This is a genomic window from Streptomyces sp. NPDC047886 (assembly GCF_043204435.1).
Classification (GTDB): domain Bacteria; phylum Actinomycetota; class Actinomycetes; order Streptomycetales; family Streptomycetaceae; genus Streptomyces.
In genome coordinates this window covers 104,067-128,313 of the sequence record NZ_JBIDCF010000006.1, presented here as the reverse complement: position 1 = coordinate 128,313, position 24,247 = coordinate 104,067, and the positions used below count along the sequence as shown (strand labels likewise).

The window sequence follows — 24,247 nt, the reverse complement described above, 5'->3', positions numbered from 1 at the left end:
CCCGGGGCCGGGTCCGGGGCACCCCGGCCCGGCCCCGGCCCCCTGGCCCCCGTTCCGTTCCGACCTTTCCCGAAGGGCCGTCCCGTGACCCTCGCCGTATCCGCGCCCGGGCGGGCGTCGGCGGCGCGCCGCGCCTGGCGCACCGTCTCGCCGTACACCTACATCGCTCCGTTCTTCACCCTGTTCGCCGCCTTCGGGCTCTTCCCGCTGATCTACACCGCGTTCGTCTCCCTGTACCGCGTCGAGCTCCAGACGCCCGGCGAGATGGAGTGGCGCGGGCTCGGCAACTACGCGGCCCTGTTCACCGACGAGTTCTTCTGGATCTCGCTGCGCAACACGTTCACCATCGGGGTGCTGTCCACGGTGCCGCAGCTGGTGATGGCGCTGGGGCTGGCCCATCTGCTCAACTACAAGCTGCGCGGACGGACGTTCTTCCGGACCGCGATGCTGCTGCCCTACGCGACCTCGGTGGCCGCCGCCACCCTGGTCTTCGCCCAGTTGTTCGGGCGGGACTTCGGGCTGGTCAACTACGTGCTCGGAGTCGTCGGCATCGGCCCGGTGGACTGGCAGACCGGGACCTTCGCGTCGCAGATCGCGGTGTCCACGATCGTGATCTGGCGCTGGACCGGCTACAACGCCCTGATCTACCTCGCCGGGATGCAGACCATTCCCCGGGAGCTGTACGAGGCCGCCGAGATGGACGGGGCGTCGAGGTGGCGGCAGTTCCTGCACGTCACGCTGCACGGCCTGCGGCCCACCATCGTGTTCACCGTCGTCGTGTCGACCATCGGCGCCACCCAGCTGTTCGGTGAGCCGCTGCTCTTCGAGGGCTCGGTTTCGGGCGGCATCTCGCACCAGTACCAGACGCTCGGGCTCTATCTGTACGAGCAGGGCTGGGGCTTCTTCCACCTGGGCCGGGCCGCGGCCATCGCCTGGGTGATGTTCCTGCTCATCGTGGTGCTGGTCGGGGCCAACGCCCTGATCGCGCGCCGCCGTTCCCGCAAGGAGGCCGGCCGATGACCGCACTGGCCGCCCCGCCGTCCGAGCCGTCCGCCGCCCAGGCGCCGCCCCCCGCCCGGCGGGCGCGGAGGTCGCGGGCCGGGCGCACGCTGCGGGGAGGGAGGCTCGCGTACGCCGTCCTGGTGGTCGCGGTGCTGGTGTCCGCGTTCCCGTTCTACTGGACGATCGTCGCCGCCAGCCGGTCCAACGCCGATCTGGCGAAGGTGCCGCCGTCGCTGCTGCCCGGCCCGAACCTGCTGCGGAACTTCGAGGCGGTGCTCGAAGAGGCCGACATCGGGACGGCGCTGCTGAACTCGCTGATCGTCTCGGGGTCCATCACGGTCGGTACGGTGCTCTGCTGCACGCTGGCCGGTTTCGCCTTCGCCAAGCTGCGGTTCCGCGGCCGGAACGCGCTCCTCGCGATCACGATCGGGACGATGATGATCCCGCCGCAGCTCGGTGTGATCCCGCTGTTCATGCTGATCGCGAAGCTGCAGTGGGTGAACCAGCTCCAGTCGGTGATCCTGCCCGGACTCGTGTCCGCGTTCGGGGTGTTCTTCATGCGGCAGTTCCTGGTCCAGTCACTGCCGGACGAACTGATCGAGGCGGCCCGGGTGGACGGCGCGTCGACCGCCCGGATCTTCTGGTCGATCGTCGTGCCCATCGCCCGGCCCGGCATGGCGGTGCTCGGTCTGCTGACGTTCATGGCCGCGTGGAACGACTTCTTCTGGCCCATCGTCGCGCTGTCGTCGCAGAACCCGACGGTCCAGGTCGCGCTGCGCCAGCTCGGCGGCGGCTACGTCCACGACCAGTCGGTGATCATGGCCGGCACCCTGCTCGGCACGCTCCCCGTGCTGCTGGTGTTCGGTCTGCTGGGCCGGCAGATCGTCGGCGGCATCATGCAGGGCGCCGTCAAGGGTTGAGTTCTTTCTTCGATTGTTGGGAGTCTTCTGTGACCGCTGTCGACGCACGTCCCCATGTGACGACGGACCTGCTCTTCCCCGCCGGCTTCCGCTGGGGCACGGCCACCGCCGCGTACCAGATCGAGGGCGCCGCGGCGGAGGACGGCCGTACCCCCTCCATCTGGGACACCTTCAGCCGTACTCCGGGCAAGGTCCGCAACGGTGACACCGGTGACATCGCCGCCGACCACTACCACCGGATGGCCGAGGACGTCGCCCTGATGAAGGAGCTCGGCGTCACCGACTACCGGTTCTCCGTCTCCTGGCCCCGGGTGCAGCCCACCGGCCGGGGGCCGGCCGTGCAGAAGGGACTGGACTTCTACCGGCGCCTCGCCGACGCGCTGCGGGATGCGGGCATCAGGCCGGTGGCCACCCTGTACCACTGGGACCTGCCGCAGGAGCTGGAGGACTCCGGCGGCTGGCCGCAGCGGGAGACCGCCGAGCGGTTCGCCGATTACGCCGGGCTCGTCGCCGGCGCCCTGGGCGACCGGGTCGCCACCTGGACGACGCTGAACGAGCCGTGGTGCGCGGCGTTCCTCGGATACGCCTCGGGGGTGCACGCGCCGGGCCGTACCGACCCGGCCGCGGCCCTGCGGGCGGCCCACCACTTCAACCTGGCGCACGGCCGGGGCGTGCGGGCGCTGCGGGCCGCCCTGCCGACGGCCGCTGAGGTGTCGCTGACCCTGAACCTGCACGCCGTACGGGCGCTGACAAAGTCCGAGGCGGACCGGGACGCGGCACGGCGGATCGACGCGCTGGGCAACCGGATCTTCCTCGACCCGGTGTTCCACGGGCGGCTGCCGGACGACCTGGTCGCCGACACGGCGGGGCTGACGGACTGGTCGTTCGTGCGAGACGGGGATCTGGAGGCCGCCGCCGCGCCGATCGACTCGCTGGGGATCAACTACTACTCGCCGACCGTCGTCGCCGCCGGCACCCACGAGGGGCCTTCGCCGTGGCCGGGAGCCGAAGGCCGTGTACGGTTCGAGCCCGCGCCGGGGCCGCGCACCGCCATGGACTGGCCCGTGGACGCGGGCGGCCTGCACGAGCTGCTGACCCGGCTGCGGGACGAACTGCCGCAGGTGCCGCTGGTGATCACCGAGAACGGTGCCGCCTACGACGACTACGCCGATCCGTCAGGGAACGTCCACGACCCGGAGCGGGTCGCCTACCTCCACCAGCACCTGTCGGCCGTGCACCGGGCGCTGGCGGACGGCGTGGACGTACGCGGGTACTTCCTGTGGTCGCTGCTCGACAACTTCGAGTGGGCGTACGGCTACGGCAAGCGGTTCGGGATCGTCCACGTGGACTTCGCGTCGCAGCGGCGCACGCCGAAGGACAGCGCGCGCTGGTACGCGGACGTCATCGCGCGGGGCGGGCTCGCCGGCTGAGCCGGTACCGCCTGCGGGCCTCGCGGGCCAGCGGCAGATAGCGCAGCCGCTCGGGAAGTACGGGCACCACGGCCCGTACGACCCGGGCCAAGCGGCGCAGCCTCCGCTCCTGGGCGTCGGTCCACTCCAGGCCGATGGCCGCGCGGGCGTCGGGCGGCATGAAGCCGACGGTGACGAACGACCGGAACCGGGCGATCCGTGGCCAGAGGACCGGCCAGAGTGCGCGGAGGACGAGCCGGACGGGCAGGGGGCCTCGGTCGGGCGGCGGCAGCGGGATGTCGGTGGCGACGAGCTCGCGCACGACCGCGGTCAGCTCGATCTCGTCGGCGAGGACCTTGCGGTAGTACGGCCAGAAGTCCTCGATCGTCTGCGGCATGTCCCGGTCGTGGATGCCGAGTATCCGGCCCACCTGGAGCCACTCGGCGTACAGCTGCCGCTCCTGGGCGTCCGTCATGGGGCGGACGAGATAGCGCAGGGCGTGGTGCTGGACGGGGAAGCCGGTGGCGTGCACCCAGGCGTAGTTGGCCGGGGTGAGCGCGTGGTAGCGGCGGCCCCTGGTGTCGGTGCCCTGGATCGTGCGGTGCAGGCGACGGAGGCGGCGGCCCTCCTCGGCGGCCTCGTCGCCGCCGTACACCCACAGCTGGACGGAGCGCAGCGAGCGTTCGCCGCGCCCCCACGGGTCGGTGCGGAAGACGGAGTGCTCGTCGACACCCGCGCCGACGGCCGGGTGGGCGACCTGGAGGGCGAGCGCCGACGGCAGCATGAGCAGACCGCGCAGATCGCCCGAGAGGCTCCACAGGACCCCGCCGGGCGGCGGCGGGGCGGGGTTCACGGGTGCGTCGCCGCTCATGGGGTCACGCTCATGGCGTCTTGCTTCATCGGGTCACGCTTCATCGGGTCACGCTTCATCGAGTCACGCTTCATCGAGTCTTGCTTGATCGGGTCGTGCTTGATCGGGTCGTGCTCAGGGGTTCGTCCGTCGTCCGTGTGCCGCGCGCATCAGCCCTGGCGGTCCGCCACGGGCTCGCCGACGATCCGCTCGGCGAGGCGGTGCGCCCAGGACTCGACGTCGTCGGCGAGCCGGGCTCCGGCGGCGGCGATGGCCGCGGCGCCCTCCTCGTGGGCCCGGGCGCGGATCCGGGCGGCCTCGTGCCGGGCGGCGGCGAGCTCGGCCTCGTACTCGGCGTGCACGCGGGCCGCCTGCACGCGCAGCTCCTCGGCCTGTTCGGAGCGGCCCTCGATGGCCTCCTCACGCTCGGCGAGGGTCCGGTTGATCCGGGGCAGGAGGACCTTGCCGACGATGAGGAAGGTCAGGGTGAAGGCCACGAGCCCGATGAGGATGTCCACCGGCACGGGGTTGAGGGCCCCAGGTCGAAGGGGAACAGTTCCGCGTTCTGCGCGAGAGTCGCCGTCGGCTGCATGCCCGCAGCCTACCGAGCTTCGGTGCCGTAAGGCCGACAGGCCCACGGCGCCCTGCCGGAAAAAGAGTTGGTGCGATGGTGCGCGGCGCGCAAGATCTCCTCCACCCGACATCTACCCGGTGGTAACCGAGGCTGATTTGATGTGCGACGCCGTGTCCAACCCCCCATCTCCGTAGGGAGTTTCCGTGTCGCGATCCCTGCTCCGCCGTGCCCCGGGCGCCGCTCTGTCCGCAGCGGTGTCCGTCGCCCTCGCCGCCGTCACGCTGACCGCCGGCGCCTCCCCGGCGGCCGCCGCCGAGACGCCCCGGCTGAAGGTGCTGGCGTACAACGTGTTCCTCTTCAGCAAGAACCTCTACCCGAACTGGGGACAGGACCACCGGGCGGCGGCGATACCGGCCGCGCCGTTCTTCCAGGGCAACGACGTGGTCGTGCTCCAGGAGGCGTTCGACAACTCCGCGTCGGACGCGCTCATGCGCAACGCCGCCGACCGCTACCCGTACCAGACGCCCGTCATGGGGCGGGGCAAGACCGGCTGGGACGCCACGAGCGGCGCGTACTCGTCGACGACGCCGGAGGACGGCGGGGTCACCGTGCTGAGCAAGTGGCCGATCGTCCGCAAGGAGCAGTACGTCTACAAGGACGCCTGCGGCGCCGACTGGTACTCCAACAAGGGCTTCGTGTACGCGGTGCTGAACGTGAACGGCTCCAAGGTCCACGTCGTGGGGACGCACGCGCAGTCGACGGACCCGGGCTGTGCGGCGGGTGAGGCCGCGCAGACCCGCAGCCGCCAGTTCAAGGCCCTGGACGCGTTCCTGGACGCCAAGAATATCCCGGCGTCCGAGCAGGTCGTCGTGGCGGGTGACCTCAACGTCGACTCGCGCACCCCGGAGTACGCGACGATGCTCGCCGACGCGGGCCTCGCCGGGGCGGACGCGCGCACCGGTCACCCGTACTCGTTCGACACCCGCGACAACTCGATCGCGGCCTACCGCTACCCGTCCGACCCGCGCGAGGACCTGGATTACGTCCTGCACCGGGCGGGCCACGCCCGTCCGGCCGGCTGGACGAACCAGGTGGTCAAGGAGGAGAGCGCGCCCTGGACGGTGTCGAGCTGGGGCAGGCAGTACACGTACACGAACCTGTCGGACCACTACCCGGTGATCGGCTCCGTCCGGTAGGAGGGGCCCGGCCGGCCGGGTGAACGGGCCGTTCACGGCCGGTAGACGTACGGGGTGGTCGTGGACAGCACCCGGAAGCCGAGGCGCAGCAGGATCGGGCGGCTGTCGTCGGAGGCGTCGACGTGGAGGTGGCGGTAGCCGCGCTCGGCCGCGATCCGGGCACGGTGGGCCACCAGGGCGCGGTAGAGGCCCCGGCCGCGCCACTCGGGCACGGTGCCGCCGCCCCACAGTCCGGCGAACGCGCGGTCCGGCGGGAGTTCCAGCCGGGCCGCGCTCACCGGCCGGTCGCCGGCCGTCGCCACGACGGCGGCGAGCGTCTCCGGCTCGTCGGCCAGCCGGTCGGTCAGCCACCGCCCGAGGTCGGTCCCGTCCGTACCGAACGCCTCGTCGTGGACACGGGTCATGAGCCGCACCCCCGCCGCGTCGGTGACCGGGCGCAGCTCGATGCCCGGTGGCGGTGCGACGGCCGTCGCGAGACGGGCGGTCTCGGCGACCATCAGCGCCTCCTCCGGCTCGGGGCGGAACCCGGCGGCCAGGAGCCGTTCGCCGAGGTCGCCGGGGAGGTCGTGGGCGTACAGCTTCCATTCGAAGGTCAGGCCCGCCGAGGCGAAGCGGCGGATCTCGGCGGCGATCACGCGGTCCGCGCGCTCGGGTGTGAGGCCGGGCGCCGACCACAGCACGCCGTTCCAGCCGTGCGCGGGAGCAACCTGCCTGACGACGTCGGGCGTCCGCTCCACCCGTGCGCCGGGGCCGTCGGGCGGGGCCTCCCGGCGCATCCGCCGGTCGAACAGGGCCAGGAGCGCTTCGTGATCCATCCGGTCACCTCAGCACCGGCGGCGCGGCCGGGCAACCGTATTGCGGCCGGGCGACCGCATTTCAGCCGCCGTGGTCGTACACGGTGACCGGTATCCCCCGCGTCACGAGCCGGTCGGCGATCAGGGGCTCGACGCGGGACCAGCTGCCGCCCGAGAGGCCGCAGCCGATGCGGGGCATGTGCACCGAAGCGCCCAGCTCGGCCGCCTTGCCCGCGAGCGCGGTGAGGGCCGTGTCGATGGCCTCGTACCGCACGGGCACGCCCTTGCCACCCTTGCGGAGCCCCCGCTGGCCCACCATGTTGGCGACCCACAGGTACGGTCCCACCTGGACGTACCGCACGGCGCCCAGGCCGAAGTCGTTGCCGGCGCGCCCGCGGTGCCAGCGCCGGTAGTCGGCCTCCGGCTCGGGCCAGCGGCGGGACAGGGCCAGGACGAAGCCCTTGCCCCAGCCGCCGATGTCGTTGCAGACATGCGCGATGATCTTGAAGCCCTCGCCCTGCGGCGTGGTGGCGTCCCCCCGTACGTACACGATCCCCGTCATGCGAACAACCGTACGGTCCGGCACTGACATTCCGCTCCCGCGTTCTCACAGCGGTGGTGCGACAGCAATACTGTTGCAGCAGTGCGACACCACCGTGGAAGCGAGGCCGGCATGGCGACCGAGACCCAGCAGGCGTTCACCGTCGACGAGCTCGCCGCCCGGGCGGGTGTCACCGTGCGCACCATCCGCTTCTACAGCACGCGGGGGCTGCTGCCGCCCCCGGTCATCGGCCCCCGACGGGTGGGCCGGTACGGGTCCGACCACCTGGCGCGGCTGGCGCTCATCGAGGAGCTCCAGCACCAGGGCATGACCCTGGCGGCGATCGAGCGGTACCTGGAGCAGCTGCCGCCGGACGTGAACGCCCACGATCTGGCGATCCACCGGGCGCTGGTGGCGACCTGGGCGCCGGACACCGTGGAGCGGATGACCCGCGCCGAACTGGAGCGACGGGCCGGGCGGGCGCTGTCCGAGGCCGACCTGGACCTGCTCGCCGCGATGGACGTCCTGACGGACACGGACGAGGGCGGCGTCCTGCGGGTCGACCTCGCGCTGCTGCGGCTCGGCCTCCAGCTGATCGACGTGCCGATCCCGCACGAGACGCTCGTGGCCTCCCGCGCGGTGCTGGTGGAGCACACGCGCGAGGCGGCCCACGAGCTGACCCGGCTGTTCCGGGACGAGGTGTGGAACCCCTACCGGGAACGGGAGGCCGACCCGGAGGACCCGCAGCACGTCAAGGCGATGAAGTCGCTGTCCGCGCACATGCAGCCGCTGGTGGTGCAGGCGCTGGTCACGGCGTTCCAGCGGTCGCTGCGGGACGAGCTGCGGGCCGCCTTCCGCGCTCCGGAACGGCCGGGCCCGGCGCCGGGCCCCGGGGACGGGCCCGACACGGGGCTCCGTCCCTGAGACCCGACGCGGGGTTCAGTCCCTGAACGTCTCGCCGCGCTCCGCCTTCTCCAGCAGCAGCGCCGGCGGCTCGAACCGCTCCCCGTACCGCTCGGCGAGTTCGCGCGCCCGTGCGACGAACCCGGGCAGCCCGCCCTCGTAGCCGTTGACGTACTGGAGCACGCCGCCCGTCCACGCGGGGAAGCCGATGCCCATGATGGAGCCGATGTTGGCATCGGCGACCGACGTCAGGACGCCCTCCTCCAGGCAGCGCACCGAGTCGAGGGCCTCCGAGAAGAGCATGCGCTCCTTCATGTCGTCGAAGGGGACGGTCTCGGAGGGAAGGCTCTCGGAGGCAGCGGTGCCGGAGGGAACGGTCCGGGTGGCGCCGGGCGCGTCGGCACGGCCGAAGTGCTCGCGCAGACCCGGCCACAGGGCCGTACGCCTGCCGGTCTCGTCGTAGTCGTAGAAGCCCGCGCCGCCGCTGCGGCCCGTACGCCCGAACTCGTCCACCATCCGGTCGATGACGGCCTCCGCCGGGTGGACCTGCCAGGTGCCGCCCGCTTCCTCGATCGCCCGCCGCGTCTCGCGCCGGATCTTGCGGGGCAGGGTGAGCGTCAGCTCGTCCATCAGGGACAGCACCTTGGCGGGGTAGCCGGCCTGGGCCGCGGCCTGCTCGATCGACGCCGGTTCGATGCCCTCGCCGACCATGGCGACGCCCTCGTCGATGAACCGGCCGATGACGCGCGAGGTGAAGAAGCCGCGCGAGTCGTTGACGACGATCGGCGTCTTGCCGATCTGCCGGACGAGGTCGAAGGCGCGGGCGAGGGCCTCGTCGCCGGTCCGCTCCCCCTTGATGATCTCGACCAGCGGCATCTTGTCGACGGGCGAGAAGAAGTGCAGCCCGATGAAGTCGGCCTGCCGCTCCACGCCCTCGGCGAGCGCGGTGATCGGGAGGGTGGAGGTGTTGGAGCAGAGCAGGGCGTCGGGGGCGACGACGTCCTGGATCTCCTGGAACACCTTGTGCTTGAGCGCGGTGTCCTCGAAGACCGCCTCGACGACCGCGTCGCATCCGGCGAGGTCGGCCGGGTCGGCGGTCGGGCGGATACGGGCCAGCAGCGCGTCCGCCTTCTCGCGGGTCGTACGGCCCCGGTCCACCGCCTTGGCGCACAGCTTCTCCGAGTACGCCTTGCCCTTGGCCGCGGCCTCCTCGGTGACGTCCTTGAGCACGACCTCGATACCCGCCTTGGCACAGGCGTAGGCGATGCCGGCGCCCATCATGCCCGCGCCGAGGACCGCGGCCCTGCGGACCTGGCGCGGCGCGACGCCCTTCGGGCGGCCGGCGCCCGAGTTGACGGCCTGGAGGTCGAAGAAGAACGCCTGGATCATGTTCTTGGCGGTCTGGCCTGTGACCAGCTCGGTGAAGTAGCGGGCCTCGGTGACCAGGGCGGTCTCGAAGTCGACCTGCGAGCCCTCGACGGCGGCCGCCAGGATGTTGCGCGGCGCGGGGTAGGGGGCGCCGCCGAGCTGCTTCTTCAGGTTCGCGGGGAAGGCCGGCAGGTTCGCGGCGAACCGGGGGCTGGACGGCGTGCCGCCGGGGATCTTGTAGCCCTTGACGTCCCAGGGCTGCGTCGACTCGGGGTGCGTGTCGATGAAGGCGCGCGCCTTGGCGAGCATCTCGGCGGGGGTGGCGGCGACTTCGTGGACCAGGCCGTTGTCGAGGGCACGGCGCGGTGCGTACTGGGTGCCCTGGAGGAGCACCTTCAGCAGCGCGTCCGCGATGCCCATGAGCCGTACGGTGCGGGTGACACCGCCGCCGGCCGGGAGGAGGCCGAGGGTGACCTCGGGGAGGCCGATCTTGGACCCGGGAGCGTCCAGGGCGATGCGGTGGTGGCAGGCGAGGGCGATCTCGTAACCGCCGCCGAGTGCCGCGCCGTTGATGGCGGCGACGACCGGCTTGCCGAGGGTCTCGATCCGGCGCAGGGAGCGCTTGATGTCGGTGGAGGTGTCGAAGACCCGCTGGGCGTCCTCGGGCCCGACCTTGATCATGTCCTTGAGGTCGCCGCCGGCGAAGAAGGTCTTCTTGGCCGAGGTGACGATGATGCCGCGGATGGAGTCACGCTCGGCCTCGGCGCGGTCGGCGACGGCCGCGATCGACGCCCTGAAGGCCTGGTTCATGGTGTTGGCGGACTGGTTCGGGTCGTCCAGGACGAGGGTGACGACACCGGTCTCGTCCTGTTCCCAGCGAATGGTGGTGGACTCGCTCATGTTCTGGTTGCTCCGTAAGGGCGTGGGACGGCTGGACGGCTGGGCGGCTCAGCTGCTGGACGGCCGGACAGCTGAGCTGCCGGACGGCTCAGAGGCGTTCGACGATGGTGGCGATGCCCATGCCGCCGCCGACGCAGAGGGTGGCGAGGCCGTAGCGCTTGTCCTGCCGCTCCAGCTCGTCCACGAGCGTGCCCAGGATCATCGCGCCGGTCGCGCCGAGCGGGTGGCCCATGGCGATGGCCCCGCCGTTGACGTTGACCTTGTCCAGGGAGAGGCCCATGTCCTTGGCGAAGCGCAGGACGACGCCCGCGAACGCCTCGTTGATCTCGACCAGGTCGATGTCGTCGATGGTCAGACCCGCCCGCCGGAGGGCCTTGCGGGTGGCGGGCGCGGGTCCGGTGAGCATGATGGTCGGCTCGGAGCCGGAGACGGCCGCGGCGACGATCCGGGCGCGGGGCGTCAGCCCGGCCCGCTCGCCGGCCTCCGCGGAGCCGATGGCGACGAGGGCGGCGCCGTCCACGATGCCGGAGGAGTTCCCCGCGTGGTGGACGTGGTCGATCCTCTCGACCCAGTGGTACTTCTGCAGCGCGACCGCGTCGAAGCCGCCCATCTCGCCGATACCGGCGAACGACGGCTTGAGCGCCGCGAGCGAGTCGGCGGTGGTGCCGGGCCGCATGTGCTCGTCGTGGTCGAGCACGACGAGCCCGTTGCGGTCCTGGACGGGGACGACGGAACGGTCGAAGCGGCCGTCCTTCCAGGCGGCGGCCGCACGCTCCTGGGAAAGGGCGGCGTACTCGTCCACATCGCGGCGGCTGAAGCCCTCGATGGTGGCGATGAGGTCGGCGCCGATGCCCTGCGGGACGAACCCGGTGTCGAAGTTGGTCATCGGGTCGGCGAACCAGGCGCCGCCGTCGGAGGCCATCGGAACGCGGGACATCGACTCGACGCCGCCCGCGAGCACCAGGTCCTCCCAGCCGGAGCGGACCTTCATGGCGGCCATGTTCACCGCTTCGAGGCCCGAGGCGCAGAAGCGGTTCTCCTGGACTCCCGCGACGGTGTCGGGCAGCCCCGCGGCGATGGCCGCGATCCGGGCGATGTCGGAGCCCTGGTCGCCGACGGGGCCCACGACACCGAGCACGATGTCGTCGATCGCGGCCGGGTCGAGGCCGGGGAAGCGGCCGCGCAGCTCATGGATGAGACCGACCACCAGGTCGATCGGCTTGGTGCCGTGCAGGGCGCCGTTGGCCTTGCCGCGTCCGCGCGGGGTGCGGATCGCTTCGTACACGTACGCTTCGGTGCTCACTGGTCAAGCCTTTCGCATCGCGCGGAGGGGCGGGGGTGGTGAGAGGTGCGGTCAGCCGAGCAGCGCCCGGCCGACGATCTCCTTCATGATCTCGGTCGTGCCGCCGTAGATGGTCTGGATCCGGCCGTCGGTGAACGCCCGTGCGACGGGGTACTCGGCCATGTACCCGTACCCGCCGTGCAGCTGGAGGCAGCGGTCGGCGACGCGCTTGTGGAGCTCGGTGGCCCACCACTTGGCCATGGACGCGTGGACGGCGTCGAGTTCGCCGTTCGCGTGGTCCACGAGGCAGCGGTCGAGGAACGCGCGCGTGACGGCGCACTCGGTGGCCATCTCCGCGATCTCGAAGCGGATGTGCTGGAGCCTGGCGAGCGGCCGCCCGAACGCCTCGCGCTCCTTGACGTACGCGGTGGTGATCTCCAGCAGGTGTTCGGCGCCGGCGATACCGGCGACGGCGATGGCCATCCGCTCCTGGGCGAGATGGGTCATCAGGTGCGTGAAGGCGCCGTCGCGCTCGCCGAGGAGGTTGTCCTTGGGGACCCGTACGTCGTGGAAGAACAGTTCGGCGGTGTCCTGGGACTTCTGACCGATCTTGTCGAGGTTCCGGCCGCGTGCGAAGCCGGGCATGCCGCGCTCCACGACCAGCAGGGAGAGCCCGTGCGCGCCGCCCTCCGGGGTGGTCTTCGCGACGACGATCACGAGGTCGGCGAGGATCCCGTTGGAGATGAACGTCTTGGACCCGTTGAGCAGCCAGTGGTCTCCCCGGTCCTCGGCCGTGGTCCTGATGCCCTGGAGGTCGGAGCCCGCGCCCGGTTCCGTCATGGCGATGGCCGTGACGAGCTCGCCTCGGCAGAAGCCCGGCAGCCAGCGGCGCTTCTGCTCCTCGGTGCCGAGCGAGGTGAGGTAGGGGCCGATGATGTCGTTGTGCAGGCCGACGGCGAAGCCGGGGGTGCCCGCGCGGGTGAACTCCTCGGCGAGGACGGCGCTGTAGCGGAAGTCGGCGGTGCCGCCGCCTCCGTACTCCTCGGGGACGGCGAGGCCGAGGAGGCCCTGCCGGCCGGCGGCGAGCCAGGCGTCGCGCGAGACGATGCCGTCCTTCTCCCACTGCTCGTAGTGCGGCAGGACCTCCTTGGCGAGGAAGGTGCGGACGGTGTCGCGGAACGCGTCGTGCTCGGCGCTGAAGATCTGTCGCTTCACTGCGGGCTCCTGGCGGGTTCGGTGGGGGCGTCCGGCCGGTGCGGTCCCGGGAGGTCCCAGTCGCGGGCGACCCCGTCGGCGTCGGCGCCCGGCAGGGCGGGTGGGCGGCGGACGGAGCCGGGTGTGGCGGAGAAGCGGGGCGCGGGCGCGGGCTGGGTGATGCCGCCGTGGTCGGTGAAGGTGCCGCGCGCCGCGAGATGCGGGTGCGCCGGTGCCTCCGCCAGCGACAGTACCGGGGCGACGCAGGCGTCGGAGCCCTCGAACACGGCTGTCCACTCGGCCCGGGTACGGGTGCGGAACCGGGCGGCCACGGCGGCGCGCAGGTCGCCCCAGCGGGTGATGTCCGCGCGGGCCCGGGCCTGCTCCTCGATGCCGAGGAGCCGGGCGAACTCGTCGTAGAACCGCTGTTCCAGCGCGCCGACCGCCATATGGCCGCCGTCGGCGGTCTCGTACGTGCCGTAGAAGGGGCAGCCGCCGTCGAGGAGGTTGGCGCCGCGCCGGTCCTGCCAGCCGCCGGCGGCCAGCATGCCGTGGATCATCGTGGTGAGGTGGGCGGTTCCGTCGGTGATCGCCGCGTCGACGACCTGTCCCGCGCCGCCGTCGGCGCGGGCGTGGTGGAGGGCCGCGAGGACGCCGACGACGAGGTAGAGCGCGCCGCCCGCGTAGTCGCCGAGCAGGTTGGCGGGGACGGTCGGCGGCCCGTCCGGCTCGCCGATCATGGAGAGGGCGCCGGTGACGGCGATGTAGGCGATGTCGTGTCCGGCGCGCTGGGCGAGGGGCCCGTCCTGGCCCCAGCCGGTCATCCGCCCGTAGACGAGCTTCGGGTTGCGGGCGAGGCACTGGTCCGGGCCGACACCGAGCCGCTCGGCGACGCCCGGCCGGTAGCCCTCGATGAGGATGTCGGCGCGTTCGGCGAGGTCGAGGACGCGGGCGGGCCCGTCCGGCGCCTTGAGGTCGAGGAGCACGGAGCGCTTGTTGCGGTTGGTGAGGTCGTACGCCGGGTCGATGCCGAGTCCGGCGCCGCCGGGCCGGTCGACGCGCACGACGTCGGCGCCGAGGTCGGCGAGGAGCATGGCCGCGAACGGGCCCGGCCCGATGCCCGCGAGCTCCACCACGCGCACTCCGGCGAGCGGTCCGTCGCCCGTCCCGGGCCCGGCGCCCGCCCTCGGTGTCCCTGCCATCGCGCCTCCGCCACTGTGACACTACTGATGTGACAGTGATGATGTTAAGAACACGTTCCACTCGGCACAAGCCTTTCGGGCCGCCCGTCGGCACGTCTCCGCCGAACGGGACACCCGGGTGATCACCCGTCGCGGCGCACGCTAGCCTCTGCCTCCTCGGAGCAGCGCGGGCACGGCGCGGGGCACAGCGGAGGACCGGATGGACCAGCGGGACGGTACGACACGGGCGTATGACCTCGTCCTCTTCGGGGCGACGGGATTCGTCGGGGAGCTCACCGCCGAATACCTCGCCGCACATGCGCCCGAGGGCTGCCGGTGGGCGCTCGCTGGCCGCAGCCGGGAGAGGCTGGAGCGGCTGCGCGACCGGCTCGCCGCCACCCGTCCCCGGTGCGCGGAACTGCCGTTGCTGGAGGCGGACGCCGGTGACCCGGCCGCGCTGCGCGAGCTCGCGGCATCGGCCCGGGTGGTCGCGACCACCGTGGGGCCGTACGTCTGGTACGGCGAGCCGCTGGTCGCCGCGTGCGCCGACGCGGGGACGGACTACGTCGACCTGACGGGCGAACCGGAGTTCGTGGACTCCATGTACGTACGCCATGACGCGCGGGCCCGGGAGACCGGGGCGCGGCTCGTGCACGCCTGCGGTTTCGACTCCGTCCCGCACGACCTGGGCGTCTACTTCACGGTGCGGCAGCTGCCCCGGGACGTGCCGCTGCGCGTCGACGGCTACGTCCGGTCGAACGCCTTCTTCTCGGGCGGTACGTTCGCCTCCGCGCTCACCGCGATGGGGCGGGGGCGACAGGCCCTGCGGGCGGCGCACGAGCGGCGGCTGCACGAACCCCGGCTCGTCGGGCGGCGGGCGCGGGCGCCGCTGGGCGGGCCCCGGTTCAGCCGTGAGACGGGGACGTGGGCCCTGCCGCTGCCGACGCTGGACGCCCGGGTCGTGGCGCGCTCGGCGGCGGCCCTGCCGTGGTACGGCCCCGACTTCCGGTACCGGCACTACGCGGCCGTGCGGACGCTGCCGATGGCGCTGGGCGGGGCGGCCGCCGCGGGCGCGGGCGTCGCGCTCGCCCAGATCCCGGCGGCCCGGCGGTGGCTGATGGACCGCTACGAGCCCGGCCGGGGCCCGGACGCCGAGCGGCGCGCGCGCAGCTGGTTCACGGTCCGCTTCGTGGGCGAGGGCGGCGGCCGCCGGGTGTTCACGGAGGTGTCGGGCGGCGACCCGGGGTACGACGAGACGGCGAAGATGCTCGCCGAGTCGGCGCTCTGCCTCGCCTTCGACCCGGGGCTGCCGAAGACGGCGGGCCAGGTGACCACGGCCGTCGCGATGGGCGACGCGCTGCTGGAGCGGCTGCGCGCGGCCGGGATCCGCTTCCGGGTCGCCGACGCGCGCTGAGGCGCGGGCCACCGGCCCCGGCCGCGTCACGCGCCACCGGGCAAGGCCGCGCCACCGGCCACCGGGCCAGGCCGCGCCACCGGGCCAGGCCGTGCGCGCGGGCGCCGTGCCGCGTGCCCCGGGCGTGCGCGGGCCCCGCGCCGGGTCGGTCAGCCGGCCGTCGCGTCCTTGAGGGCGCGGCGGCACAGCGCGTCGGCGTACCGGGTGGTCTCCGGCAGCCGGTAGCGGGGCGCCAGGGCCAGGGTGTGGGCGCAGGCGTTGTCGAGGGTGACGCGGTGGCCGACGGAGACGAAGACCGGCTTGACGGCCTCGCGGGTGCGCAGCGCCCGGCCGACCTCCTCGTGGTCCGCGAGCAGCGGCGTCGCGGCGCCGCGCCGGTCGGCGGGCGACTCGAAGGTGAAGGTGAACGGGTTCTTGGCGACGCCGATCACGGGGAGCCCCGTCAGCACGCCGAGGTGGCTGGCGAGCCCGAAGCGGCGCGGGTGGGCGCGTCCATAGCCGTCGCAGACGACGAGCCCCGGCTCGTGCGTGAGGGCGGTCAGGGCGGCGAGGACGGTCGGGATCTCGCGGAAGGCCAGCAGGCCGGGGACGTAAGGGAAGGACACGCGGCCGACGGCGGTGGCCTCGTCGACCACGTCGAGCGTCCGGGCGTCCAGGACGACGGCGGCCGCGGCGACGAGGTCCCGCTCGTCGTCGTAGGCGACGTCGACGCCGGTGACCAGGCCGTTGCCGGGCGGCGGCCCCGGCTCGTCCAGGACGACGCGGCCGCGCAGTTCGTCCTGGACGGCCAGGGCCTCGGTCTCGTCGGCCGGCCAGCCGGCGGGCGTTTCGGTGATCGTCATGGTGTCCGACACCTTACGACCCGCCGGGTGCGGGCCGATGGGGCGGCTCGGTGCGAGGGCGCCCGCCGCCGTACGCGGGTCCACGGCGGCGCGGCCCGCCCGGGACGTCGCGGGACGCCCGCCGTACGCGGGTCCAACGGCGGCGCGGCCCGCGCCCGCGCTGTCGGGGGACGGTCAGGACGACCGACCGTCGCCGCCACCCGGTTGGAGGCGCGCCACCCGTCCCCGTTCACCGGAGGCCCAGCAGCCGAAGTCGGGGGTGCAGTCGACGGTGTCGTACGAGCCGGTGTCGACCGTCCGCCAGGTGCGGCCGCCGTCCGTCGTCAGGTCGGTCCCGGTCGGGCCCACCGCGAGCGCGGCCGACCGGCTGTGCGGCAGCCACGCCACGCCCGACCGGTACGCGGCGGGCGCGGTGCGGGCCTGCCGCCAGGTGCGGCCGCCGTCCGCGGTGACCGCGCCCGCCCGGGGCGACGGCTCGCCCGACCGGTAGTCGCCGCCGACCGCCAGGCCGTGCGCACGGTCGCGGAAGGCGAGGCCGAACACGCCGCGTGCCGGGTCACCGGCCGGGAGCGACGAGTCCGCGGCGGTCCAGGTCAGCCCCCGGTCGGCGGAGTGCAGTACGCGCGCGCCCGCGTCACCTCCCCCGGTGGCCAGCCACACGTCCTTGGGGCCCGCGCTGACCAGGCACTGTCCGCTCGCCGCGAACCCGGCCTCGCCGGGCAGTGCGGCGGGCATGCCGTCGCTCGGCAGCACCCGCCACGTACGGCCGCCGTCGCCGGTCGACAGGATGCGGAACGCGCCGTCCACCGGGTCGCTCATGGCGAGCCCGTGGCGACTGTCGAAGAAGGTGACGCAGTCGTAGAACGCCCTGGGGTCGGGGTTGCGGAACGACTCCGTCCAGGTGGCTCCGCCGTCGTCGGTGCGGTAGATCCGGGACGCCTCGCCCTCGCCGATGGCCAGGACCACCGCCCGCCGGTCGTCGAACGCCTCCACGTCCCGGAACTGGAGCTCGTCCGCACCCGGCGGCGAAACGTTCCGCCAGGTGCGGCCGCCGTCCGCCGTACGCAGCACCGTGCCCCGCGAGCCGGCCACCCAGGCGCTGGTCCTGCTGACCGCCGCCAGCCCACGGAACCGTACGTCCGTCCCGGTGTCCGTCAGCCGCCAGCCGAGCGTCACGCCCGCTCCGGCCGCACCCTCCCCCGCAGCCGCCTTCCCGGCCCTGTCCCCCGGCGCCGCCTGTGCCGGGCCCGCGAGGGCGGCCGCGAGTGCCACCCCGCACAGCCCCAGCGAAACCATCCGTCTCGTCTTCCCCTTGGAGGTCATGGCGCGGGAACGTAGCCCAGCCCCGGCGGCCCGTCCAGGGCGCCTCGCACGGTGACGCACCTCACACCGCATCGCAGTGCACTCTCCGCGCCGATTCGTCGTCCTCCCCGGTGTAAGGCAGACCTATGAGGGAGCAGGCCTTGTCCACCGTCATCGAGCAGCCTGTGCTGGCCCACCTGGTCGCGTCCGAGCCCCGCATGGACACCGTCCCGGCCACGCTGCGCTACGACAGCGACGACCCCTTCGCCGTCCGCATGGCCTTCCCCGCCCCGGCGACCCTGGAGGGGGTCGAGGTGGCCTGGGAGTTCTCCCGGGACCTGCTCGCCGCCGGTGTGGACCGGCCGGCCGGGTTCGGGGACGTACGCGTCCGTCCCTACGACCGGGACCGGACGGCCGTGGAGTTCCACGCGCCCGAGGGCGTCGCGATGGTGCACGTGCGCACGACCGAGGTGCGCCGCTTCCTCCGGCGCTGCCAGCACCTCGTCCCCACCGGCCTCGAACACCACTTCCTGAACCTGGACCACGATCTGGCGGAGCTGCTGCGCGACGCCTGCTGAGGCCGCGCTGAGACCTGCTGAGGCCGCGCTGAGACCCTGCCGAGCCCCGCTGAGGCCGGCCGTCCGTAAATCCGTTGCCGCGCCCGCCCGTCCGCCCCTAACGTCTTCCTCGGCCCTGTCGTCGTCGGATCGGAGAAGGACGTTGCTCGTCTGAGGTCTTGGGACACCGCGCCGTACAGCCGTCTCCGCGCTGTGCGTGCCGTGTGCGACCTCGGCGTACGAGCCGTTCCTCTCCTCCCCGTGCCGTTCCCCGGCAGGTCGCCGCGTTCCCGGTGTCTCACCCGTTGCCCCTTCCTCTTCTCTTCGCAACCGGGAGACCCGTATGTCCACCCATTCCTCCGCCCTCACCTGTTCCGGTCTGTCCTTCTCCTGGCCCGACGGCACCGAGGTCGTCGACCGTCTGCACCTCTCGGTCGGACCCGGCAGGACCGGACTGATCGGCACCAACGGCTCCGGCAAGTCGACGCTCCTGAAGCTGATGGCCGGGCTCCTCTCCCCCACCGACGGCACCGTTCAGGCGGCGGGCGAGGTCGGTCATCTGCCGCAGAACGCGACACTGGAGACCGGCCTGCGCGTCGACACCGCGCTCGGGATCGCCGGTGCGCGGGCCGCGCTGCACGCGATCGAGTCGGGTGACGCGAGCGAGGAGCACTTCACGACCGTCGGCGACGACTGGGACGTCGAGGAACGCGCCCTCGCCACGCTCGACCAGCTGGGGCTCGCCCACATCGGCCTGGACCGCACGGTCGGTGAGATGTCGGGCGGCGAGTGCGTCCTGCTGCGGCTCGCCGCGCTGCTGCTGGCCCGCCCGGCGATCCTGCTGCTGGACGAGCCCACCAACAACCTCGACGCGTACGCGCGTGAGCGCCTGTACACGGCCGTCGAGTCATGGCCGGGCACGCTCGTCGTGGTCAGCCACGACCGGGACCTGCTGGAGCGCGTCGACCGGATCGCCGAGCTGCGCGGCGGCGATGTGACCTGGTACGGCGGCCCCTACTCCGCGTACGAGCGGGCCGTCGCCGCCGAGCAGGAGGCGGCCGAGCGCACGGTCCGGGCCGCCGAGGCCGACTTCCGGCGGCAGAAGCGGGAACTGACCGAGACCCAGACCAGGCTGGCGCGCCGGAAGCGGTACGGGCAGAAGAGCGCCGAGAACAAGGTGACGTCGAAGGCGGAGGCCAACGGCCTCAAGCGCACGGCACAGGTGTCGGCCGGCAAGCAGCGCGTCCTGCACAGTCAGCGGCTGGACGAGGCCAGGGGGCGGCTGAACGAGGCGGTGGACGCGGTGCGGGACGACGACGAGATCCGCGTCGAGCTGCCCTACACCGCGGTGCCACCCGGCCGGGGCGTGCTCCTCACCCGCGACCTGAGACCACGTCACGGCACCGCGCTCGACGGCGACTTCGAGGTACGCGGCCCGGAGCGGATCGCCCTCGTCGGGCGCAACGGGTCGGGCAAGACGACCCTGCTGCGCACGCTCGCGGGCGAGCTGGAGCCGCTGTCGGGCGAGGTGGCGGTCCACGTCCCCGCGCGGTTCCTGCCGCAGCGGCTCGATCTGCTGGACGACGACCTGAGCGTGGTGGAGAACGTCGCCCGGTTCGCCCCGCTCGCCACACCGAACCGGATCAGAGCACGCCTCGCGCGGTTCCTGTTCCGTGGCGCCGCCGCAGACCGGCCGGCCGGGACGCTGTCGGGCGGCGAGCGACTGCGGGCGACGCTCGCGGCGCTGCTGCTGGCCGAACCGGCTCCGCAGCTGCTGATGCTGGACGAGCCGACGAACAACCTCGACCTCGCGAGCGTACGGAGTCTGACCGCCGCGCTGGAGGCGTACGAGGGCGCGCTGATCGTGGCGTCGCACGACACGCCGTTCCTGGACTCCCTCGGGATCACGCGCCGACTGGTCCTGGCCGGCACGGCACCGAGGCGGGAGTGAGCCGACGGGCGCGGGCCGCCGCGTGAGCCGACGGGCGCGGGCGTCCGGGTGAGCCGGACGGGCGCGGGCCTCGCGGTGACGACGCGGTGCGGGCGGGCGCGTGAGCCGACGGGCGCGGGCCTCGCGGTGACGACGCGATGCGGGCCTCACGATGACGACGCGGGCGCGGCCGGGTAGGGAACGGCGATCGAGTGACTCCCGCCCGGCCCGCCCGGCCCGAAGGCCGCGTGACCTGCCTCTCGGTCCGCCTGCCCGACCTCCACACATAACGGAACGTAACCGGTCATCCCCAAGGACGGGCTTGGCTCCGGACTGACGCCGCCTTTAACCTACGGTCTCGTAACCTACGAGCCCGTAGGTACACGTCGTTTTTCCAGGAGCCCCCGTGACCCTTACCTCTCCCCATCTCGGCAGTTCGGCAGCGTGGACGGACGCCCGGCTGCTGTACGCACTGGAAGAGGTGGTCGAAAAGGAGATCAACCGCCATCTCAAGGTCGCCAAGGACTGGATGCCGCACGAGTACGTGCCGTGGTCCGACGGCCGCAACTTCCCCGGCCTCTTCGACGACGGCGAGGCGTGGGAGCCGGGACAGTCCAAGGTCAGCGACGTCGGCCGGATCGCGCTGGTCGTCAATCTGCTGACCGAGGACAACCTGCCCAGCTATCACCACGAGATCGCCACCCTCTTCGGGCGGGACGGCGCGTGGGGCACCTGGGTGCACCGCTGGACCGCCGAGGAGGGCCGGCACGGCATCGTGATGCGCGACTACCTCCTCGCCTCGCGCGCCGTGGACCCGGACCAGCTGGAGCAGTTCCGGATGGCGCACATGAGCGAGGGCTTCGAGTCGGACAACCGGCACTCGATGCTGCACTCGGTCGCCTACGTCGCGTTCCAGGAGCTGGCCACCCGGATCTCGCACCGGAACACCGGCCACCAGTCGGGTGACCCGGTCTGCGACCGGATGCTCGCGCGGATCGCGACCGACGAGAACCTGCACATGGTCTTCTACCGGAACCTGCTGGGAGCGGCGTTCGAGCTGGCGCCGGACCTCACCATGCAGGCGGTCAGGGACGTCGTCGTGAACTTCCGCATGCCCGGACACGGCATGCCCGGCTTCGAGCGGGCGGCGGCGCAGATGGCGATCGGCGAGATCTACAACCTGCGTATCCACCACGACGACGTGCTCCAGCCGGTGCTGCGGTTCCTGAAGGTGCTGGAGATCGACGGGCTGGGCCCCGAGGGCCTCAAGGCGCAGGAGGAGCTCGGCCTCTACATGGACGGCCTGGACGCGGAAGCCGCCAAGTTCGACGCGAAGCTCGCGGCGCGCAAGGCCCGGATGACCGCCCGCGGCCGGAGCTGACCGCCCGGAGGGATCACCCGCCACCGGCGCCGCGTCCGGCGCGGGGTTGTCCGGTTCAGCGCCGGGCGCCGCGCCGGAGCCGGAGGCGCTCCTTCTCGGAGAGGCCGCCCCACACGCCGAAGCGCTCGTCGTGGGTCAGGGCGTACTCCAGACACGCCTCCCGCCCCTCGCAGATGCCGCAGAGCAGCTTCGCCTCACGCGTGGACGAGCCCGGTTCCGGAAAGAACAGTTCCGGCCCGGTCTGGGCGCACAGGGCGGTCTCCTGCCAGGAGAGTTCGTGGTCGGTCAGGGCAGTGCGGTTGATCGGCATGCCGAACACGCTGCCCCGGCCGCATAAACGAACGCTCAATGCGCGGTCAACGCCCGGGGTCATGGCCTGGCGGACCGCTCGCGGTGACGCCGTCGCGAGGCGTCCCGGTAAGGATGGGCCCGCCGAGCCGTGATCGGCAAGGCGTTCCCGGGCGTGTCCGCCTCAGGCGGGTGCGGGCGCGCTCGTGATCACGGCGAACCGCGCGCCGAACGGGTCGGTGAGCTTCGCGTACCGGCCGACGCCCGCCATGTCGGTCGGGGCCATCCGCACCGAGCCGCCCAGCCGCTCGGTGTCGGCGGCGGCCGCGTCGGTGTCGGCCACTTCGAAGTACGGCACCCAGGACGGGCCGCCCGCCGCCTCGACCGGGTCGTCGCCGAGCGGCACGACACCGCCGAACGCGGCCTCCTGGTCGGTGCCCGCGGCCTGGATCATGGTGTACGTGCCGGCGCCCTCCGGGAGGGGCATGGTGTGCGCCTCCATGCCGAAGACCAGGTCGTAGAAGCCGAGGTCGGCGACCGGGTCCGGGGTGTACAGCTCGGCCCAGACCAGGCTGTTCGGGTCGCTCACCACGTCCAGGCCCTTGTTGGTGCCGGGCTGCCACACGCCGAAGCCCGCGCCGGTGGGGTCGGTGAACAGCGCCATACGGCCCAGGTCGAAGACGTCCATCGGTTCGACCACCACGGTGCCGCCGCCCGCCCGCACCGCCGTCGCCGCGCCGGCGGCGTCGGGCGCCTGGAAGTAGACGGTCCAGCCGGTGGGCCCCTGGCCGGGCTGTACCGCCATGGCTCCGGCGGCGGTGCGGCCGTCCAGCTGGAACATGCCGTAGCCGCCCGCCTCGGGCCCGGCCGACCGGAACGTCCAGCCGAACAGGTCGCCGTAGAAGGTCCGGGCGCCGTCGATGTCGGGGGTGCCGAGCTCGACCCAGTTCGGCGAGCCGGTGACGAAGCGGGTGGTGAGCATGGGTGCTCCTTCGGGGTGCCCGTGCGGTCCGTACCCGAGTCTGCTCCGCATCCCCGTGCGCCGCACGCGGGACGCGGCACACGGGGACACGCCGCACCCGGGACGCGGCACACGCGGGACGCGGCACACGCCGATCCGGGACCGGAGAACGCGGCCGGGGCGACGGGGCCGGGGCGAGGGGCCGGGGCCGGGGCCGGGGCCGGGGCGACGGACGCAATCCCGGTCCGGAGGCGGGGCGCAATCCCGGTCCGGGGTCTTCGGGCTCGACGAGGCCCACGCCTTCGGCGTCGTCGTACCGGATCAGGCGGTCGGGGTGGCCGGGTGGTGCGGTTCGTGGCCGGGGACGGTGCCGTCCGGCTTGGCGACCAGGAAGAGCCCGGCCATGCCCATGTCCGAGTGGCTCTGGACGTGGCAGTGGTACATCCACGCGCCCGCCCCGACGCGCTCCCCCGCGAGGATCTGGAAGCTTTCCTGATGCCGTCCGGGCCGACCGGGACGCCTACATCGTCAGCGCCACGGTGAAGGTCACGGCCCACGGCGCCGATTCGGGCGTCGAGAAGGTCGAGTACTCGCTCGACGGCGGCCCCTACCTGGCGTACTCGGCGCCCGTCGTCGTCGACCGGGTCGGCCACCACACCGTGCTGCACCGCGCGACCGACAGGGCGGGCAACACCTCCGAACCGGGCCGGGTCTCCTTCGACGCCGCCCAGTGCGGCGGGGTCCCGCCGCCGAGGTGCCCCGAGTACGACGAGCGGCTCACGGTCGTCGTCGGCACGGTCGACACGGGTGTGCCCAACCGCGTGACCGGCAGCCGGTGCACCATCAACGAACTCATCGAGGACGAGAAGGACTGGTCGTCGCACGCCCTGTTCCTCAAGCACGTGGACGCGGTCCTCGACCGGCTGCTGGCCGAGGGCGTCGTCGACGCGCGCGAGCACCGCACCGTCTACCGGGCGGCCGGGGAGTCCGGTATCGGCAGGGCGGGGCAGACGTCCGGCTACCGCAGCCTGTTCGACGGCACCGCCGAGTCGTTCGCGAAGTGGCGGCACGTGGGCGGCGGCGGGTTCGCGCTGGACGACGACGGTTCGAGAGATTCTGGACCGGCCGGACGGCGACCTGTACAAGACGGGCTCGGTGTACGGCTTCGACCGGGTGGGGCTGGGCGGCGCGGGCGTCACCCCGAAGGGCACGTGGAACGACTACGAGATCCGGCTGGAGGGCCGGCACTACTCGGTCTTCCGCAACGGCGTGCTGATCAACGAGTTCGAGAACACGGCGGGTCAGGAGTTCACCCCGCCGCGCGCCGGCGACCCGGGCACGGACGGCCGGCGGTACGCCACCGGCTACATCGGGCTCCAGGTGCACGGCACGTCGGACGTCGTCTCCTACCGGGACATCCGGATCAGGGAGCTGTAGCGCGGGGCCGGCCGCGGGCTC

General features: G+C 73.0%; 21 protein-coding genes and 2 pseudogenes. 10 read left to right on the top strand and 13 right to left on the bottom strand.

The genetic code is table 11. The features are described from left to right. Positions 1 to 84 precede the first annotated feature (84 nt). Genes ACGF5U_RS21080 through ACGF5U_RS21070 form a run of 3 tightly spaced genes read left to right on the top strand, consistent with a single transcriptional unit; the run spans position 85 to position 3,352 of the window. Positions 85 to 1,020, top strand: a complete 936-nt coding sequence (locus ACGF5U_RS21080) for a carbohydrate ABC transporter permease (RefSeq protein ID WP_392711456.1) — start codon at positions 85 to 87, stop codon at positions 1,018 to 1,020. Continuing rightward, the gene (locus ACGF5U_RS21075) at positions 1,017 to 1,922 is read left to right on the top strand and encodes a carbohydrate ABC transporter permease (RefSeq protein ID WP_392711455.1); all 906 of its coding nucleotides are present in this window, start codon (positions 1,017 to 1,019) and stop codon (positions 1,920 to 1,922) included. Before ACGF5U_RS21080 ends, ACGF5U_RS21075 begins: the two co-directional genes overlap by 4 nt. 29 nt (positions 1,923 to 1,951) lie before the next feature. Beyond that, a complete protein-coding gene (locus ACGF5U_RS21070; protein ID WP_392711454.1) occupies positions 1,952 to 3,352 on the top strand; it encodes a GH1 family beta-glucosidase in 1,401 nt (466 codons plus the stop codon). Here the strand turns inward: ACGF5U_RS21070 and ACGF5U_RS21065 are convergent. Both ACGF5U_RS21065 and ACGF5U_RS21060 read right to left on the bottom strand, forming a co-directional pair. Continuing rightward, positions 3,324 to 4,202 (bottom strand): oxygenase MpaB family protein, encoded by an 879-nt coding sequence (locus ACGF5U_RS21065; RefSeq protein WP_392711453.1) that lies wholly within the window; start codon positions 4,200 to 4,202, stop codon positions 3,324 to 3,326. The two genes, ACGF5U_RS21070 and ACGF5U_RS21065, sit on opposite strands and share 29 nt — an antisense overlap. A 149-nt stretch (positions 4,203 to 4,351) precedes the next feature. Next, a complete protein-coding gene (locus ACGF5U_RS21060; RefSeq protein ID WP_392711452.1) occupies positions 4,352 to 4,705 on the bottom strand; it encodes a hypothetical protein in 354 nt (117 codons plus the stop codon). A gap of 253 nt (positions 4,706 to 4,958) precedes the next feature. On the opposite strand from ACGF5U_RS21060, the gene sph reads away from it, so the two are divergent. Further along, positions 4,959 to 5,951: a sphingomyelin phosphodiesterase gene (sph, locus tag ACGF5U_RS21055; RefSeq protein WP_392711451.1), complete on the top strand. Its 993-nt coding sequence runs from the start codon at positions 4,959 to 4,961 to the stop codon at positions 5,949 to 5,951. Positions 5,952 to 5,983: 32 nt separating this feature from the next. Here sph and ACGF5U_RS21050 read toward each other — a convergent pair whose 3' ends face one another. Next, complete coding sequence (locus ACGF5U_RS21050; RefSeq protein WP_392711450.1) at positions 5,984 to 6,766, bottom strand: GNAT family N-acetyltransferase; 783 nt, start codon at positions 6,764 to 6,766, stop codon at positions 5,984 to 5,986. A 61-nt stretch (positions 6,767 to 6,827) separates the two neighbouring features. Further along, the gene (locus ACGF5U_RS21045; RefSeq protein ID WP_392711449.1) at positions 6,828 to 7,307 is read right to left on the bottom strand and encodes a macro domain-containing protein; all 480 of its coding nucleotides are present in this window, start codon (positions 7,305 to 7,307) and stop codon (positions 6,828 to 6,830) included. 111 nt (positions 7,308 to 7,418) lie between these two features. Between ACGF5U_RS21045 and ACGF5U_RS21040 the strand changes: the two genes are divergently transcribed. Further along, a complete protein-coding gene (locus ACGF5U_RS21040) occupies positions 7,419 to 8,210 on the top strand; it encodes a MerR family transcriptional regulator (protein WP_392711448.1) in 792 nt (263 codons plus the stop codon). A 15-nt stretch (positions 8,211 to 8,225) separates the two neighbouring features. On the opposite strand, the gene ACGF5U_RS21035 is transcribed toward ACGF5U_RS21040, so the two are convergent. The 4 genes from ACGF5U_RS21035 to ACGF5U_RS21020 form a co-directional block, all read right to left on the bottom strand. Further along, a complete protein-coding gene (locus ACGF5U_RS21035) occupies positions 8,226 to 10,457 on the bottom strand; it encodes a 3-hydroxyacyl-CoA dehydrogenase NAD-binding domain-containing protein (RefSeq protein ID WP_392711446.1) in 2,232 nt (743 codons plus the stop codon). A gap of 88 nt (positions 10,458 to 10,545) precedes the next feature. Beyond that, the gene (locus ACGF5U_RS21030) at positions 10,546 to 11,760 is read right to left on the bottom strand and encodes an acetyl-CoA C-acetyltransferase (RefSeq protein WP_392711445.1); all 1,215 of its coding nucleotides are present in this window, start codon (positions 11,758 to 11,760) and stop codon (positions 10,546 to 10,548) included. Positions 11,761 to 11,811: 51 nt separating this feature from the next. Further along, entirely contained in the window at positions 11,812 to 12,954 is a 1,143-nt protein-coding gene (locus ACGF5U_RS21025; RefSeq protein ID WP_392711444.1) for an acyl-CoA dehydrogenase family protein, read from the bottom strand. Next, positions 12,951 to 14,135, bottom strand: coding sequence for a CaiB/BaiF CoA transferase family protein (locus ACGF5U_RS21020; protein ID WP_392711443.1), 1,185 nt, complete (start codon positions 14,133 to 14,135; stop codon positions 12,951 to 12,953). The genes ACGF5U_RS21025 and ACGF5U_RS21020 overlap by 4 nt, the downstream gene beginning before the upstream one ends. Positions 14,136 to 14,334: 199 nt before the next feature. On the opposite strand from ACGF5U_RS21020, the gene ACGF5U_RS21015 reads away from it, so the two are divergent. Beyond that, on the top strand, positions 14,335 to 15,528 hold the full coding sequence (locus ACGF5U_RS21015; protein ID WP_392711442.1) for a saccharopine dehydrogenase family protein: 1,194 nt from the start codon (positions 14,335 to 14,337) through the stop codon (positions 15,526 to 15,528). A 149-nt stretch (positions 15,529 to 15,677) separates the two neighbouring features. Here ACGF5U_RS21015 and ACGF5U_RS21010 read toward each other — a convergent pair whose 3' ends face one another. Both ACGF5U_RS21010 and ACGF5U_RS21005 read right to left on the bottom strand, forming a co-directional pair. Next, the gene (locus ACGF5U_RS21010) at positions 15,678 to 16,370 is read right to left on the bottom strand and encodes an endonuclease V (RefSeq protein ID WP_392711440.1); all 693 of its coding nucleotides are present in this window, start codon (positions 16,368 to 16,370) and stop codon (positions 15,678 to 15,680) included. 174 nt (positions 16,371 to 16,544) lie between these two features. Continuing rightward, a complete protein-coding gene (locus ACGF5U_RS21005; protein ID WP_392711439.1) occupies positions 16,545 to 17,693 on the bottom strand; it encodes a WD40/YVTN/BNR-like repeat-containing protein in 1,149 nt (382 codons plus the stop codon). 140 nt (positions 17,694 to 17,833) lie between these two features. Here ACGF5U_RS21005 and ACGF5U_RS21000 point away from each other — a divergent pair, with 140 nt between their 5' ends. The 3 genes from ACGF5U_RS21000 (at position 17,834) to ACGF5U_RS20990 (ending at position 21,540) form a co-directional block, all read left to right on the top strand. Then, positions 17,834 to 18,250 (top strand): SsgA family sporulation/cell division regulator, encoded by a 417-nt coding sequence (locus tag ACGF5U_RS21000; protein ID WP_392711438.1) that lies wholly within the window; start codon positions 17,834 to 17,836, stop codon positions 18,248 to 18,250. A gap of 322 nt (positions 18,251 to 18,572) precedes the next feature. Next, positions 18,573 to 20,180, top strand: coding sequence for an ATP-binding cassette domain-containing protein (locus ACGF5U_RS20995; RefSeq protein WP_392711437.1), 1,608 nt, complete (start codon positions 18,573 to 18,575; stop codon positions 20,178 to 20,180). A 385-nt stretch (positions 20,181 to 20,565) separates the two neighbouring features. Then, positions 20,566 to 21,540 (top strand): acyl-ACP desaturase, encoded by a 975-nt coding sequence (locus tag ACGF5U_RS20990; protein WP_392711436.1) that lies wholly within the window; start codon positions 20,566 to 20,568, stop codon positions 21,538 to 21,540. 55 nt (positions 21,541 to 21,595) lie between these two features. Here ACGF5U_RS20990 and ACGF5U_RS20985 read toward each other — a convergent pair whose 3' ends face one another. From ACGF5U_RS20985 to ACGF5U_RS20975, 3 genes and pseudogenes are all read right to left on the bottom strand, one after another. Then, the gene (locus ACGF5U_RS20985; RefSeq protein WP_392711435.1) at positions 21,596 to 21,850 is read right to left on the bottom strand and encodes a WhiB family transcriptional regulator; all 255 of its coding nucleotides are present in this window, start codon (positions 21,848 to 21,850) and stop codon (positions 21,596 to 21,598) included. Between the two features lie 162 nt (positions 21,851 to 22,012). After that, positions 22,013 to 22,810 carry a VOC family protein gene (locus tag ACGF5U_RS20980; protein WP_392711434.1) on the bottom strand — a complete coding sequence of 266 codons (798 nt, stop codon included), beginning with the start codon at positions 22,808 to 22,810 and terminating at the stop codon, positions 22,013 to 22,015. A gap of 300 nt (positions 22,811 to 23,110) precedes the next feature. After that, a pseudogene (locus ACGF5U_RS20975) lies at positions 23,111 to 23,275 on the bottom strand (multicopper oxidase domain-containing protein); the annotation flags it as partial. Here ACGF5U_RS20975 and ACGF5U_RS20970 point away from each other — a divergent pair. Next, a pseudogene (locus ACGF5U_RS20970) lies at positions 23,242 to 24,226 on the top strand (DUF1080 domain-containing protein); the annotation flags it as partial. The pseudogenes ACGF5U_RS20975 and ACGF5U_RS20970 overlap by 34 nt on opposite strands. Between the last annotated feature and the right edge of the window lie 21 nt (positions 24,227 to 24,247).

Coding starts and splice junctions, on each gene's coding strand:
- ACGF5U_RS21075 (WP_392711455.1), top strand. CDS start 1,017: ATGACCGCACTGGCCGCCCCGCCGTCCGAGCCGTCCGCCGCCCAGGCG.
- ACGF5U_RS21065 (WP_392711453.1), bottom strand. CDS start 4,202: ATGAGCGGCGACGCACCCGTGAACCCCGCCCCGCCGCCGCCCGGCGGG.
- ACGF5U_RS21050 (WP_392711450.1), bottom strand. CDS start 6,766: ATGGATCACGAAGCGCTCCTGGCCCTGTTCGACCGGCGGATGCGCCGG.
- ACGF5U_RS21045 (WP_392711449.1), bottom strand. CDS start 7,307: ATGACGGGGATCGTGTACGTACGGGGGGACGCCACCACGCCGCAGGGC.
- ACGF5U_RS21040 (WP_392711448.1), top strand. CDS start 7,419: ATGGCGACCGAGACCCAGCAGGCGTTCACCGTCGACGAGCTCGCCGCC.
- ACGF5U_RS21035 (WP_392711446.1), bottom strand. CDS start 10,457: ATGAGCGAGTCCACCACCATTCGCTGGGAACAGGACGAGACCGGTGTC.
- ACGF5U_RS21020 (WP_392711443.1), bottom strand. CDS start 14,135: ATGGCAGGGACACCGAGGGCGGGCGCCGGGCCCGGGACGGGCGACGGA.
- ACGF5U_RS21015 (WP_392711442.1), top strand. CDS start 14,335: ATGGACCAGCGGGACGGTACGACACGGGCGTATGACCTCGTCCTCTTC.
- ACGF5U_RS21010 (WP_392711440.1), bottom strand. CDS start 16,370: ATGACGATCACCGAAACGCCCGCCGGCTGGCCGGCCGACGAGACCGAG.
- ACGF5U_RS21005 (WP_392711439.1), bottom strand. CDS start 17,693: ATGACCTCCAAGGGGAAGACGAGACGGATGGTTTCGCTGGGGCTGTGC.
- ACGF5U_RS20995 (WP_392711437.1), top strand. CDS start 18,573: ATGTCCACCCATTCCTCCGCCCTCACCTGTTCCGGTCTGTCCTTCTCC.
- ACGF5U_RS20985 (WP_392711435.1), bottom strand. CDS start 21,850: ATGCCGATCAACCGCACTGCCCTGACCGACCACGAACTCTCCTGGCAG.
- ACGF5U_RS20980 (WP_392711434.1), bottom strand. CDS start 22,810: ATGCTCACCACCCGCTTCGTCACCGGCTCGCCGAACTGGGTCGAGCTC.